At 66.5% G+C, this 13,558-nt stretch carries 11 protein-coding genes; 3 read left to right on the forward strand and 8 right to left on the reverse strand.

The genetic code is table 11. The features are described 5' to 3' along the window. The 7 genes from G481_RS0103435 to G481_RS22730 are packed head-to-tail and all read right to left on the reverse strand — an operon-like array spanning position 1 to position 7,874. On the reverse strand, positions 1–2,040 hold the full coding sequence (locus G481_RS0103435; protein WP_028028765.1) for a hydantoinase/oxoprolinase family protein: 2,040 nt from the start codon (positions 2,038–2,040) through the stop codon (positions 1–3). Next, on the reverse strand, positions 2,037–3,704 hold the full coding sequence (locus tag G481_RS0103440; RefSeq protein WP_028028766.1) for a hydantoinase B/oxoprolinase family protein: 1,668 nt from the start codon (positions 3,702–3,704) through the stop codon (positions 2,037–2,039). The genes G481_RS0103435 and G481_RS0103440 overlap by 4 nt, the downstream gene beginning before the upstream one ends. Then, entirely contained in the window at positions 3,701–4,612 is a 912-nt protein-coding gene (locus G481_RS0103445) for an isocitrate lyase/PEP mutase family protein (protein WP_028028767.1), read from the reverse strand. Before G481_RS0103445 ends, G481_RS0103440 begins: the two co-directional genes overlap by 4 nt. Then, entirely contained in the window at positions 4,605–5,105 is a 501-nt protein-coding gene (locus G481_RS0103450; protein ID WP_028028768.1) for a LeuD/DmdB family oxidoreductase small subunit, read from the reverse strand. The genes G481_RS0103445 and G481_RS0103450 overlap by 8 nt, the downstream gene beginning before the upstream one ends. Beyond that, positions 5,102–6,388 (reverse strand): 3-isopropylmalate dehydratase large subunit, encoded by a 1,287-nt coding sequence (locus G481_RS0103455; protein ID WP_028028769.1) that lies wholly within the window; start codon positions 6,386–6,388, stop codon positions 5,102–5,104. The genes G481_RS0103450 and G481_RS0103455 overlap by 4 nt, the downstream gene beginning before the upstream one ends. Beyond that, positions 6,385–7,002 carry a hypothetical protein gene (locus G481_RS0103460; protein WP_028028770.1) on the reverse strand — a complete coding sequence of 206 codons (618 nt, stop codon included), beginning with the start codon at positions 7,000–7,002 and terminating at the stop codon, positions 6,385–6,387. The genes G481_RS0103455 and G481_RS0103460 overlap by 4 nt, the downstream gene beginning before the upstream one ends. After that, positions 7,002–7,874 (reverse strand): alpha/beta fold hydrolase, encoded by an 873-nt coding sequence (locus G481_RS22730; protein ID WP_051294280.1) that lies wholly within the window; start codon positions 7,872–7,874, stop codon positions 7,002–7,004. Before G481_RS22730 ends, G481_RS0103460 begins: the two co-directional genes overlap by 1 nt. A gap of 217 nt (positions 7,875–8,091) precedes the next feature. On the opposite strand from G481_RS22730, the gene G481_RS0103470 reads away from it, so the two are divergent. Genes G481_RS0103470 through G481_RS0103480 form a run of 3 tightly spaced genes read left to right on the forward strand, consistent with a single transcriptional unit; the run spans position 8,092 to position 10,949 of the window. After that, positions 8,092–8,595 (forward strand): TRAP transporter small permease, encoded by a 504-nt coding sequence (locus tag G481_RS0103470; protein WP_028028771.1) that lies wholly within the window; start codon positions 8,092–8,094, stop codon positions 8,593–8,595. A 45-nt stretch (positions 8,596–8,640) separates the two neighbouring features. Next, positions 8,641–9,942: a TRAP transporter large permease gene (locus tag G481_RS0103475; protein ID WP_028028772.1), complete on the forward strand. Its 1,302-nt coding sequence runs from the start codon at positions 8,641–8,643 to the stop codon at positions 9,940–9,942. Positions 9,943–9,953: 11 nt separating this feature from the next. Further along, complete coding sequence (locus G481_RS0103480; RefSeq protein ID WP_028028773.1) at positions 9,954–10,949, forward strand: TRAP transporter substrate-binding protein; 996 nt, start codon at positions 9,954–9,956, stop codon at positions 10,947–10,949. A gap of 40 nt (positions 10,950–10,989) precedes the next feature. Here G481_RS0103480 and pepN read toward each other — a convergent pair whose 3' ends face one another. After that, on the reverse strand, positions 10,990–13,545 hold the full coding sequence (gene pepN / locus G481_RS0103485) for an aminopeptidase N (protein ID WP_028028774.1): 2,556 nt from the start codon (positions 13,543–13,545) through the stop codon (positions 10,990–10,992). Positions 13,546–13,558: the final 13 nt, after the last annotated feature.

Here is a 13,558-nt window from a genome sequence, read left to right on the forward strand (position 1 = left end):
TCAGATCCTCTCGATCACCAGATTGCCGCAGGCATCGACGACGCCGGTCAGGCCGGGATCGACGAAGATCGTGGTATCGGGCTGTTCCAGCAGGCAGGGGCCCGTCACGCGCGCGCCCACCGCCAGCGCCAGCCGGTCATAGACCGGGGCCTTGTGCAGCTGCCCGTCGGCGTAAAGGTCGCGCATCTCCAGCACGCAGTCTTCGGGCGCCTTGCCACCCGCCGGGGCCAGCGCGCGCAGGTCGAACTTGGGCCGCCGCCCGATCAGCGTGACGCGCAGGTTCATCACCCGTGCCGGCACACCCTCCAGCAGCCGGCCAAAGATCGCGCGGTAGCTGTCGTCAAAGCGGGCCTGGATCGCGGCGACCGACAGATCGTCCGCGTCGATGGCGACCGGGACGGTATGGGTCTGCCCGACATAGAGCATGTCGAGTTCGACCAGCCGCTCCACCGCCTCGAAAGCGACATTGGCGCGGGTCAGCGCCGCGCGCCCAAGTCCGTCCATCCGGGCGATTTCCGCGCCGATCAGCGCGGGGTCCAGCGTGGCCAGCGGCTGGTTGATGGTGCGCACGTTGTCGTGGCGCATGTCGGCCACCACGCAGCCAAGCGCCGAGACGACGCCCGGATAGCGCGGCACCAGCGATTTGGCGACGCCCACCTCCTGGATCAGCGCGCCGGTATGCAGCGCGCCGCCGCCGCCAAAGGGCATGGCGGCAAAATCGTTGGGATCAAGCCCGCGTTCGATGGACACCAGCCGGATCGCCCCGGCCATGCGGGCATTGGCCACGCGAATGATCGCCTCGGCCGCCGCCAGAACGTCCATGCCCAGGGGGCCGGCGACATGTTCCTGAATGGCCGCGCGCGCCGCTTCGACATCCAGCCGGTCCAGCTTGCCGCCGATGGGTTTGGCCGCGTTGATGCGGCCCAGCACAAGGTTCGCATCGGTCACGGTGGGGCGGGTGTTGCCAAGACCATAGCAGACCGGGCCGGGGTTCGACCCGGCCGATTCAGGGCCCACGCACAACATGCCGCCGCGGTCGATCCAGGCGATGGATCCGCCACCGGCGCCGATGGTCGTGATCTCGATCATCGGGGACCGGATCACCATGCCGAAGTCGATTGCCGTCTGCGCCGCGAGGGCGGACCGGCCATCGGCGATCATCGACACATCGAACGAGGTGCCGCCCATGTCGCAGGTGATGATGTTCTTGAACCCGGCGGTTTCCCCGATATGGCGCGCGGCCATCACCCCGGCGGCCGGGCCGGACAGCGCGGTTTTCACCGGCAGCGCCTTGGCCTGTTCGATGGCCATCACCCCGCCATTCGACTGCACGATCAGGATTTCGCCATCGAACCCCGAGGCACGCAGGCTTTTTTCCAGCCGGTCAAGGTAATGCGTGACCACCGGCTGAAGATAGGCGTTCAGCGAGGCCGTCGAGGCGCGTTCGAATTCGCGGATCTCGGGCAGGATTTCCACCGCCGAAGTGACATGTTCGCTGGGCCAGATCGAGCGCACGGCCTCGACCGCGATGCGCTCGTTCTCGCCGTTGGCATAGCCGTTCATGAAGAACACGCAGACCGCCTCGCAGCCCTGGTCCAGCAGCTGGCGGGCGGCGGATTTGACCGCCTCGGGGTCCACATGTTCGAGGATCTCGCCGCTGGCAAGGGTGCGCTCAGTCACCTCCAGCCGGTCGGCGCGGTCGATCACCGGGGTGAAGGTGCCGTCCAGCCCCCAGGTCTTGGGCCGGTCGCGGCGGCGCATTTCCAGCACGTCGCGGAACCCTTGGGTGGTGATGATGCCGGTATGCCCGCCCTTGCGTTCCAATAGCGCATTGGTGCCGACGGTGGTGCCATGCACCACGGTGCGGATGGTCGAGAAGTCGGGCACCAGACGGCCGATGCCTTCGACAAAGCCCTTGGACTGGTCGCCCCGGGTCGAGGGGATCTTGGTGATGGTGACGGAGCCCGCGGCCTCGTCCAGCGCGAAGATGTCTGTGAAGGTGCCGCCGACATCGACGCCGATGATGAAGGTCTTGGTCATTGCTTGTTCGCCATTCCGGTGGTCTGGGGCGCGGTGACATAGCCGCGGCGGATATCCTCGGCGCTCAGGGCGGGGTCGCGGTCCGAGGGCGCGCCCCAGCCGCCGCCGCCCGGTGTCATCAGGCGGATGCGGCGGCCCTTTTCCAGCTTCACGCCCATCACCTTGGACACCATGGGCGGGCTGTGGGTGCCGTCGGCATCGTCCCATTCGAACCTCGTGCAGGCGCCATCGCCGCCGCCCATCACCCCATGGGGCGCATGGCGGCCGCGTTCGCCGAACAGGGTCACTTCGGTATCGTCTTCCAGCGTCTCGATTTCATAGATCGCGCCAAGGCCGCCCCGGTGGGCGCCGTCGCCTGCCGAATCCGGGCGCAGCGCCCATTGCCGGAAGATCACCGGGTTCGCGGCCTCCAGCACCTCGACCGGCGGGATGGTCGAGGTCGAGATCGGCGCATTGCCGTGGCTGAGCCCATCGCCATGGGCGTGCCCGCCGTGCCCGCCGCCGAAGAACGAGAACATCACCCAGCGGCTGCCATCGCGGCGCCGGCCTGACAGGGTCAGCGCATTGATCGTGCCATAGGCATTGCCAAAGGCCCGTTCGGGCGAGATCTGGGCAAAGGCCTGAAAGATCACGTCGATCAGGCGCATGATGGTTTCGGTATAGCCGCCCGTCGGCATCGGGTGTTCGGCGGCCAGGATCGAGCCTTCGGGGATCATGAAGTCGATGGGCGCCAGCACCCCGCCATTGGCCGGGATTTCCGGGAACAGATGCTTGATCGCCACATAGCAGGCCGCAATCGTCGTCCCGCGCGAGATGTTCAGCGGCCCCCGGCAGGCCGGGGCCGAGCGCGAGAAGTCGAAGGTCAGCCCGCCTTCGCGCACCGTCATGTCAACGGCGATGCGCAGCGGCGTGTCGGTCACGCCGTCATTATCGAGGAAATCCTCGGCCGACACGGTGCCGGCGGGCAGTTCGGCAATGCGCGCCAGCATCAGCTTGCGGGCGCGTTCGCGCATATCGGCAAAGCCCTCAGTCACCACGGCATCGCCATACTGGTCCAGCAATTCCGACAGCCGCCGCTCGCCCAGATCAAGGGCGTTCACCATGCCGTTCAGATCGCCGAACATCGACCTGGGCTGGCGGGTGTTGGCCATCATCACGTCAAGGATGTCGCGCCGCATGGTGCCGGCGGCGAACAGCTTGACGGGCGGGATGACCACCGCCTCTTGAAAGGCTTCGGTGGCGCGGGGGTTGTAGTTGCCGGCAACATTGCCGCCCACGTCGTGGTAGTGCCCGGCCGAGGCCAGCCAGCAGAACAGCTTGCCATCCCGGAACACCGGGCGGACCAGCTTGAAATCCGACAGGTGGGTGCCGCCGCGATAGGGGTCGTTGAAGATATAGACATCGCCTGGCGCCAGATCGCCATCGGCCGCCGCCTTGTCGATCACCGCCTTGACGGCAAAGGCCATCACGCCGGTAAAGATCGGCAGGCCCTGCTTGCCCTGAATCAGCGTATCGCCGGTCAGGGCGTCATAGATCCCGTGCGAGGCATCATGCGCCTCGGCGATGATCGGGTTGAAGGCCGCGCGATAGAGCGTCGCGTCCATCTCGTCGGCGATCTGTTCAAGCCGCCCGCCCAGAATGGCCAGCGTGACGGGGTCCATCATTGTTTCGTCTCTCCGGTAAAGGCGGGCTGAATGTCGGGGTCATAGCGTTTGCCAAGCGCGAGCAGATCCTCGGTGCCGACAATGCCGTTGATCCCGCGCAGATCGTTCATGCGGGGCAGGAAGGGGGCGTTGGTGCCATGGGCCATCAGGCTGGAATAGTAATCGTCCAGCGCCCGGCTGACCGCGCGGACCGCGCCGCCCGGGAAGATGACGATGGAAAAGCCCAGCGATTCCAGCGTGCTGGCAGGCAGCAGCGGCGTGGCGCCGCCTTCGACGATATTGACCAGCAGCGGCACGCGGCCAGCATAGCGCGTGGTGACGGTGCGCATGTCGGCATCGCTGCCGATCGCCTCGATGAACAGCACATCGGCGCCTGCCTCGGCATAGGCATCGGCCCGGTCCAGCGCGCGGTCCAGCCCCTCGACCCCGACTGCATCGGTGCGCGCCACGATCAGCGTCTGGTCCGAGGCGCGGGCGTCCAGCGCGGCCTTGATCTTGCCGACCATCTCGGAGGTCGAGATCAGGCTTTTGCCGCCCAGATGGCCGCAGCGCTTGGGCAGGGTCTGGTCTTCCAGCTGGATTGCGGCGGCGCCCGCGCGTTCGAACAGGCGCACGGTGCGCTGCACGTTCAGCGCATTGCCATAGCCGTTGTCGGCATCGACCAGGATCGGGATGTCCACCCGGTCGGCGATCAGCGTCAGCAGCTGCGCCACCTCGGCCATCGACACAAGGCCGACATCGGGCCGGCCCAGCTGGGTATAGGCAATCGAGGCGCCAGACAGATACAGCGCCTCGGCCCCGGCCTTTTGCGCCAGAACGGCGGACAGCGAATCGTAGATGCCTGGCATGACGACGATCCGCCCCTGGGCCAGACGGTCGCGCAGTTTGGATGCGGAATTGTCAGTCACTCGTCGCTCCGTCGGGTTGGGACTGCGATTTCAGATGCGCCAGCAAGCCGCCTGCCTCGATCAGCGAGACAAGCAGCGGCGGCAGCGGCGGGGTGGCCAGCGTCTGGCTACGGGTCAGGTTGCGGATCTGGCCAGCGGCGAAATCGACATCGACGGCATCGCCTTCGGCAATGGTCAGCGCGTCGGCGCAGATCAATGCGGGCAGGCCAAGGTTGAAGGCGTTGCGATAGAAGATCCCGGCGAAGGACGGTGCGATCACCGCCTTGATCCCCAGCTCGCGCAGCGCCGCCGCCGCCTGTTCGCGCGACGATCCGATGCCGAAATTCTCGCCCCCCACCAGCACATCGCCGGGGCGCACGCCGGGGGCGAAATCGGGGCGCAGATCTTCCAGGCAATGCGCGGCGATGTCCGCCAGCGACAGGTGCATGTATTTCCCCGGCGCCAGCGCGTCGGTGTCGATATTGGCGCCCAGAACCCAGGCCTTGCCGGTCATGCGGCACCCCCTTTCAGCATCGGGCGCGGATCGGTGATCCGCCCTGCGATGGCCGAGGCCGCAACCGTATAGGGCGAGGCCAGCCAGACCTGCGCGCTGTCAGCGCCCATGCGGCCGCGAAAGTTCCGCGCGGTGGTGGAGATTGCTCGCACATTCTCGCCCAGCCGGGCCGAGCCATAGCCCGCGCAGATGCCGCAGGCGTTGGGCAGAAGTTCCGCCCCGGCCGCGATCAACGTATCCAGCGTGCCATCGGCGGCGGCCTCTTGCTGGTCGCGCAGGGTGGCGGGGGCCAGCAGCAGGCGCAGTCCATCGGCAATGCGGTGCCCGCGCATCACGCTGGCGGCCATGCGCATGTCGGCCAGCTTGGCCCCGGTGCAGGCGCCGATATAGGCCAGATCCAGAGGGGTTCCCGCATGGGTGTCGATGGGGGCGGAATTGGCCGGGCTATGGGGCGCGGCGACCTGCGGGGGCAGGGCAGAGGCGTCAAAGACATGATGTTCCGATACCTCGGCCCCCGGATCGGTGCGCCAGTTTGCCCAATCGTCCGGCACCTCGCCGCCATGGGCGCGGATATGGGCGACGGTGGTGTCATCGGCGGCGATCAGCCCGGCTTGCCCGCCCAGCTCGGCCGTCATGTTGGCCAGCGTCATGCGTTCCTGCATGGGCAGGGCGGCAATCGCGCTGCCGGTATATTCGACGGCCTGCGAGCGCCCGCCGCCCATGCCGAAGCGGCCGCACAGGAACAGCATGATGTCCTTGGCCGACACACCGGGGGCAAGGGTGCCGTCGAACTGCATCAGGATGGTTTCGGGCACCGTCAGCCAGGTCTGACCGGATGCCAGAACCCCCGCCATGTCGGTGGCCCCCACCCCGAACATATAGGCGCCAAAGGCCCCGCCGGTTGGCGAATGACTGTCACCACCGACGACGAACATGCCTGGTTTCAGCAGACCGCGTTCAGGGAGCACCGCGTGACAGATGCCGACGCTGTCAAAGACCTGGCCGATTCGCCGTTCCACCGCGAATGTGCGGGCGGTCTCGACGATGGCACGGGTCGCGTCAGTATCGGCGGGAATGAAATGGTCCAGCACCAGCGCGACGCGGGCCGGATCCCAGATCTCGCGCCCGATTTCCTTCAGCATCGGCGCCACGCGGCGGGGGCCGCCCGAATCGTGGATCATCGCCAGATCGACGTTGACGGTCACGATCTCGCCTGGCCGCACGCTTGGCTTGCGGGCAGCGCGGGCGACGAGTTTCTGGGCAAGGGTTGCAGGGGCACTCATGGCGCGGCGATCCTTGTGGCGGGGACCGCGACGGCGCCTTCGGGCAGCCGGGTGGGGGGCTGGCCGAAGCTGGCGATCCAGGTGAAGCCCAGCGGGTCGGGTGTGACATCGGGCAAAAGCCACGGCGCGGCAGGATCGCGCGCGGCGGCGGCGAAATGCTTGGGCAGGAACCCGGTGCGGCGCCACAGAATGTCGGCGCCTTCGGGCATGTCACCGCTGCCAAAGACGACGGTGGCCGTCTCGCCCGGCTCGGACCCGGCGCCGACCTGCTCGAACAGATAGGAATAGCGCAGATGCGGCGGCGGTTCGGCCCCCGGACGGCCATAGCCCCAAAGGCGCAGCCATTCCTTGCGGAACCCGTCGAGGCCCTTGTCGAACCACACGGATTCCAGATCGCCGACCGTGGAAATCGCCATGTAGTCGAAGTAATCCCACGGGAAGGGCGCAGGTCCGGTCAGCCGCCAGTTGGCATAATGACCCATTCCCTCAACCGCGTTGAAGAACGGGTTGTCGATGCGGCGCAGCCAGTCGCTGTAGCCGCGATCCTCGGCATCCGCGGGCACCGAATAGGCGATGAACACCATCTGCCGGCAGCTGGACAGGCGACGGTCCATCAGCGTGCCCCCGCCTGGTCAAGATAGGCTGAAAACACGGCGGTGGCCTGGACGGCATAATCGGGCAGGCCCCAGGCGGGCAGCTCGGCGGTTTCGGCCTGGGGGATCAGCGATTTCAGCTCGTCAAAATAGCCGGCCAGCATGTCGGACCCCGACCCGGCCAGCAGCACCGGCACCCCGATCAGCGGCAGGCGCTGACGTTTGGGGTGGCGAAATGCGGCGCGATAGGACAGGTGATAGCTGCGCATCGCCTTGAGCACCTCGACCACGAAGTCGTGGAATTCCTGCGTTTCCGGCACGCCATTGGGCAGCCGCCCGGCCGCCGTGCGGTTGTAATAGGGCCAGAACAGGAACTGGTCGCGGCAGAAGTGCCAGACCTTCATCAGATGCGTCGCCTCGTCGTCGGGGGCGATCTCGCGGGCATAACGTTGCAGAACCTCGGCCTGCAATTCGGGCGAATAAAGGCCCATGCCGTCGATGATCAGGCTGTTCACCCGGTCCGGGTGGGCGATGGCGATCTCCATCGCGATCGAGGCCCCGGTGTGCGAGCCGTAAAGGTCGAACCGCTGCCCCGGCAGCAGCGCGTCGATGGCCGCAAACTGGGCTGCGGCCAGATCGCCGATTTCCGGCTGGGTCAGCGCCAGCGGGTCGCTGTCGCCATTGCCGGGCGTATCGGGGGCCAGCGCGAATCGGCCCGAGCGGGCAAAGGCCAGCAAGAACCCCTCCAGCTGTTTGGCCGAGCCGGGCGACTGGTGCAGCATCACCACCGGCAGCGCATGGCCAGGTGTTCCGGCCTGCCGCACATGGACTTGCCCATGGGGCAGGTCGACAAAGCTGCGGCGAATGCGGGCTGTGCCCGGCTGTGCGTCCATGGCGATCTCCTGCCCGGAGGGGCGTGGCGAAGATTTCATCTTTCGCGGTGTTTTTTGTCTGCCCGCCGAGAAAGTGGTGGACAGTCGGCACATTGATCTAACAATATAACTTTTGAGACGTAAACAGGAATCTTGGGGCGGCCCAAAGACCCGGACAACCGGGCCAGCCGTACCCGGATCTGCGCCGCAAGGCGTGCCGCAACGACGGGGTGGTAGAATGATGGACGGACTTGTGGCCTGGATCGGCCGGCTGGTCAGTTATGTCTGCGCGATCATGCTGGTGATCTTCACCGGCTTCGTCCTCTATTCGGTGATGATGCGCTATGTGTTCAGCGCTCCGCCCCTGTGGGGCGAGGATGTGCCAAAGCTGCTGTTCGTCTGGATGACCTTTCTGGGCGGCGGGGCCTGCTATCTGCTGAACGAGAACATCCGCATGACCTCGGTCATCGAGAACGCCCCGCGCGGGTTGCGCCGGACGGTCGAGGTGCTGCTGCATCTTGGCACGCTGGTGCTGCTGGCGGTGATCTTGTGGAAATCCGGCCCCATCCTGCAGCTTGCCGCGCGCAACACCATGCTGTCGACCGGCTGGTCGACCATGTGGACCTATCTGGCGCTGCCCTGCGGGGCGGTGCTGTTCACGCTGAATTCGCTGGTGCGCCTTGTGCGCCTCCTGCGCGGCGGCGTCGACACCGGACCGCTGGAAGACATCCGCGACGTCTGACCCCCGCCTTGGCCGCCAACGGATGCCTGCCTTCAAGGAAGACCCATGCTGCTTATCGTGATGATCGTGCTGCTGTTCGTGTTCATCCTGCTCGGGATGGACATTGCCTGGTCCATCGGGCTGGCGGCACTGTCCTATATCGGGCTGACCTTCATCTTTGCCCCCCGCCCGGTGAACCCGGTGCTGCTGGTCCAGCAGATGACGGCGGGGGTCGACAGCTTTACCCTGCTGTCGATCCCGATGTTCATCTTTGCGGGCGAGCTGATGGCGCGCAGCTCCATCGTGCAGCGGCTGATCGACATGGCGGCGGCGATGATGGGGCACAAGCCGGGCGGCCTTGGCAACGTGGCGGTGATCGCGAACCTTGCGCTGGCGGGCACCTCGGGTTCGGCCACCGCCGATGCGGCGGCGGTCGGCACCGCGCTGATCCCGGAAATGAAGCGGCGCGGCTATACCACGCAATATGCGGCCGGCATCATCTCGGCCTCGGCCTGCATGGCGCCGATCATTCCGCCGTCGATCCTGCTGATCCTGCTGGGGGCGATTGCCAATATCTCGGTGGGCGATCTGTTCCTGGCGGGGATCGTGCCGGGGTTCCTGATGTGTGCGGCGCTTTTGATGATGAACCGCTACATGGCGATCCGGCTGAACCTTGAACGCAGCCCCAAGGCCAGCCCGGCCGAGCGCCGCCGGATGCTGCTGCGCGGCCTGCCGCCGCTGGGTGCGCCGCTTCTGGTGATCATCACCAAGGTCTTCGGCATCGCCACCCCGACCGAGGCGGCGGGCATGGTGGTGCTGTATGCGCTGCTGCTGGGCAGTCTGGTCTACCGCGAACTCAGCCCGCGGGTGATCTTTCACGCCGCCGTGGCCGCGACGCTGACCTCGGGGGCGATCATGATGACGGTGGCGACCAGCCAGGTGTTCGGCTCGCTGGTGATCATGGCGGGGGCAGGGCCGGTGATCAGCCAGGCGATGCTGGCGATCTCGAACGATCCGATCGTGCTGCTGCTGATCGTCAATATCGTGCTGCTGGTGCTGGGCACCTCGATGGATCCGCTGCCGGTGATGCTGATCCTGTCGCCGATCCTGTTCCCGCTGATGACGGGGCTGGGGGTCGATCCGGTGCATCTGGGCCTTGTGATGGTGTTCAACCTGGTGCTGGGGGGCGTCACGCCGCCGGTCGGGCTGAACCTGTTCGTCATGTCGCGCGTTGCGCGCATTCCGGTGATGCAGGTCTTTCGCGGCGGCCTGCCTTTCTATTCGATCCTCTTCGCCGTGTTGCTGCTGGTCACCTATGTCCCGCAGCTCAGCCTGTTCATCCCTCACTACCTCACGACCAACCACTGAAAGGACCAGCCATGACCCCGATGATGAAACGCCGGACGCTGCTTCAGCTGGCGGGTGCAGCAGGCGTGACAGCCGCGCTGCCGATGCCCGCGCTGGCGCAATCCACCGTGCTGCGCTACGGAAATGCCGGCAACGACACCAGCCTTTCCAACGTGTTCAACAAGAAGCTGTCGGACAGCCTGTCGCAGCAGACGAACGGCGCGCTGTCGTTCGAGATTTTCGCCGGCTCGCTGGGCGGGGAAAAGACGCTGCTTGAATCGATGTCGCTGGGCTCGCTGGATGTCTACAACGGCGCCTATACCGGCACGCGCGAATTCGACATCTTCTATTCGCCCGCCTTCTTCCGCAATGGCCGCCACGCCAAGGCGGTTCTGGGCACCGAGATCGGCACCAAGGCCTCGGCCGTGCTGGGCCAGCGCTATGGCGCGCGTCTGCTGGGGGTCGGCCGTCTGGGCGGCTACAACCTGATGCTGACCAAGCCGGTGAAGTCGCTGGAAGACATCAAGGGCATGAAGATCCGCGCCCCGCAGATCGAAGGCTGCATCGAAGGGCTGAAGCACTTCGGCGCCCTGCCGACGCCGATCCCGTTCAACGAGATCTACCTGTCGCTGCAACAGGGCATCGTCGATGGCGTGCTGACCGCGCTGAGCCCGGCCGTTGCCGGCAAGTTCTACGAAGTCGCGAAATATGTTGTCGAGGCCGATTTCGGTCTGGCGCTGGACAAGGAAGTGATCTCGGAAGCCTCGTGGGGGGCGCTGTCGGCGGATCAGCAGCAAATCCTGACCAAGACCTTCGCCGAGATGGAGGAAACCTCCTATTTCGAGGCTGGCCTGACCGGCAAGACCAAGGATCTGGCCGCCTGGGCTGCCGCGAATGGCGCCGACAGCGTGATCAAGCTGGATGCCTCGTCGCTGGCCGAACAGCTTGGCCCGCTGAACAAGCGTCTGGCGGACGAAGTCTATGGCGCTGGCAGCTGGGACATGATCCAGTCCATCGCCGACGCGTGATCTGCGCTTGCGCCCCGGCGATCAGCCGGGGCGCAGCCTTTCAGCCCTTGAGCATGCGCCCCGTCATCTCGGCCAGATCGCGGCTGAGGCCTGGGGTCGCTGCGATGCGCGACAGCTCGGCCCGCATCAGCTCTTGCCGGTCGGCATCATAGCGCGCCAGCGTCTCGAAGGCGGTTGACATGCGCGCGGCGGTCTGCGGATTGGCCGGATCCAGCCGGATCAGCCAGTCGGCCACCAGCCGATAGCCGCTGCCATCGGCCTGATGGAACCCGGCATGGTTCGCGCTGAGCGCCCCGATGACCGCGCGAAAGCGGTTGGGGTTTTTCCAGTCGAAATCCGCCCGCTCCGTCAGCCGGGCCGCCACCGCCACCGCCTCGGACGGCGCCGCATGGGCGATCTGCAACGCGAACCATTTGTCCATCACCAGACGGTCCCGCGCCCATTCGGCGGCAAAGGCGGCGATCTCTGGCCCGCCGTGACCAGCCTCGATCAGGCAGCCAAGCGCGGCCATCTTGTCGGTCATGTTGTCGGCCTGGGCCCAGGCCTCGGCGGCATGGCTGCCATTGTCGATCCGGCTCATCAGCGCCAGTGCCGCATTGCGCAGCGCCCGCGCCCCGGCCGAGGCTGCATCGGGCGAGAACGGGCCATGCTGGCGCAGCCGGTCCCACAGCGCGGGCAGATCATGCGCCAGATGCCGGGCCAGCGCCTCGGCCATCTGGCGGCGGGCGCGGTGGATGCGGTCGGGATCCGGCACGATCCCGGCGGCGTGCAGCGTCTGGGCCATGTCGTCTTCGGCCGGCAGGCGCAGCGCGAGCGCGCGGAACGCCGGATCAAGCGCGTCGTCCCGCACCAGCCGCGCCATGGCGTCCAGCCAGTCCGGCGCCGCCGCAGCCCCGTCGCGCACCATGCGCGACAACACCTGCTTGGCCAGCGCGCGGCCCGCCTCCCAGCGGTTGAACGGATCGGTGTCATGGGCCAGCAGGAAGGCGCGGGTGGCATCGTCTTGCGGGTGTTCCAGGATCACCGGCGCCGAAAAGCCCCGCAGCACCGAGGCGACCGGCCGCGCGGCCAGCCCCTCAAAGGTAAAGCTCTGGCTCGCCTCGGTCAGCTCCAGCACCCTGGTCGGCAGCACCTCGTCGCCATTCGGGTTCAAAAGACCCACCGCCACCGGGATATGCAGCGGCTGCTTGTCCGGCTGGCCGGGGGTGGGCGGCAGATGCTGCGCCAGCGTCAGGGTAAAGCGGCCGTCCTGCCAATCTTCCTGCACGGTGATGCGCGGGGTGCCGGCCTGGGAATACCAGCGCTTGAACTGCGCCAGATCGCGGCCCGTCGCATCCTCGAACACCTTCAGCCAATCCTCGATGGTGCAGGCCTGGCCATCGTGACGGTCGAAATACAGATCCAGCGCGCGGGCATAGCCATCGTCGCCCACCAGCGCGCGCAACATGCCGATCAGCTCGGCGCCCTTTTCATAGACGGTGGCGGTGTAGAAATTGTTGATCTCGACAAAGCTTTCGGGCCGCACCGGATGCGCCAGCGGCCCGCCATCTTCGCGGAACTGCCGGGCGCGCAGGACCAGCACATCCTCGATCCGCTTCACGGCATGGCTGCGCATGTCGCCGGTGAACTGCTGGTCACGGTAAACCGTCAGCCCCTCCTTGAGGCACAGCTGGAACCAGTCGCGGCAGGTGATCCGGTTGCCGGTCCAGTTGTGGAAATATTCATGCGCGATCACCGCCTCGATGCGTTCGTAATCCGTGTCGGTCGCGGTCTGGGGTGAGGCAAGAACCAGCTTGGAGTTGAAAATGTTCAACCCCTTGTTCTCCATCGCGCCCATGTTGAAGTCATCGACGGCCACGATGTTGAAAATGTCCAGGTCGTATTCGCGGCCATAGACATCTTCATCCCATTTCATCGACCGGATCAGCGATTGCAGCGCCCAGTCGCAGCGATCCTCGTCCCTTGGACGGACCCAGATGTTCAGCGCAACCTTGCGCCCCGAGCGGGTGGTGAAGCTGCCCGAATGGGCCCGCAGATCACCGGCGACCAAAGCGAACAGATAGGCCGGTTTCGGCCAGGGATCGTGCCATTCGGCCCATCCCACACCTTCGGCCACCAGATTGCCATTCGACAGCAACACCGGCATGTCGCTTTCTATCCGCACCCGGAACGGGGCCATCACATCCGGGCGGTCGGGGTAATAGGTGATCTTGCGAAAGCCCTCGGCCTCGCATTGCGTGCAATACATGCCGCCCGACATGTAAAGCCCCTCCAGTGCGGTATTGGCCGCAGGCGCGATCTCGACCTCGGCCTCCCACAGGAAGGGGCCGGCGGGCAGGGCGGCGGCCGGCACCGTCAGCCCGGTGGCATCGGGCACCGCCGCGACCGGCGCCCCGTCAATCCGCGCCGAGATCAGCCGCAGCCCTTCACCGTCCAGCCGCAGATCGGCGCCACTGGCCAGCGGCTCGACCCGGATGCGCGACAGAACGCGGGTTGCCCCCGGGGCCAGACGAAAGGTCAGATCGACCTCGGCCAGACGGAACGGATAGGGGCGGTAGTCGGCCAGATGGATGGTCTGGGGGGCGGCGTCCTGCATCAGTGTCTCCTTC

Origin of the sequence: Gemmobacter nectariphilus DSM 15620 (assembly GCF_000429765.1) — a bacterium.
Classification (GTDB): Bacteria; Pseudomonadota; Alphaproteobacteria; order Rhodobacterales; family Rhodobacteraceae; genus Wagnerdoeblera; species Wagnerdoeblera nectariphila.

Bases quoted from the DNA above. Each gene is read 5' to 3' on its own strand.
- G481_RS0103435 (WP_028028765.1), bottom strand. From the start codon at position 2,040: ATGACCAAGACCTTCATCATCGGCGTCGATGTCGGCGGCACCTTCACA.
- G481_RS0103440 (WP_028028766.1), bottom strand. From the start codon at position 3,704: ATGATGGACCCCGTCACGCTGGCCATTCTGGGCGGGCGGCTTGAACAG.
- G481_RS0103450 (WP_028028768.1), bottom strand. From the start codon at position 5,105: ATGACCGGCAAGGCCTGGGTTCTGGGCGCCAATATCGACACCGACGCG.
- G481_RS0103455 (WP_028028769.1), bottom strand. From the start codon at position 6,388: ATGAGTGCCCCTGCAACCCTTGCCCAGAAACTCGTCGCCCGCGCTGCC.
- G481_RS0103460 (WP_028028770.1), bottom strand. From the start codon at position 7,002: ATGGACCGTCGCCTGTCCAGCTGCCGGCAGATGGTGTTCATCGCCTAT.
- G481_RS22730 (WP_051294280.1), bottom strand. From the start codon at position 7,874: ATGGACGCACAGCCGGGCACAGCCCGCATTCGCCGCAGCTTTGTCGAC.
- G481_RS0103470 (WP_028028771.1), top strand. From the start codon at position 8,092: ATGATGGACGGACTTGTGGCCTGGATCGGCCGGCTGGTCAGTTATGTC.
- G481_RS0103475 (WP_028028772.1), top strand. From the start codon at position 8,641: ATGCTGCTTATCGTGATGATCGTGCTGCTGTTCGTGTTCATCCTGCTC.
- G481_RS0103480 (WP_028028773.1), top strand. From the start codon at position 9,954: ATGACCCCGATGATGAAACGCCGGACGCTGCTTCAGCTGGCGGGTGCA.
- pepN (WP_028028774.1), bottom strand. From the start codon at position 13,545: ATGCAGGACGCCGCCCCCCAGACCATCCATCTGGCCGACTACCGCCCC.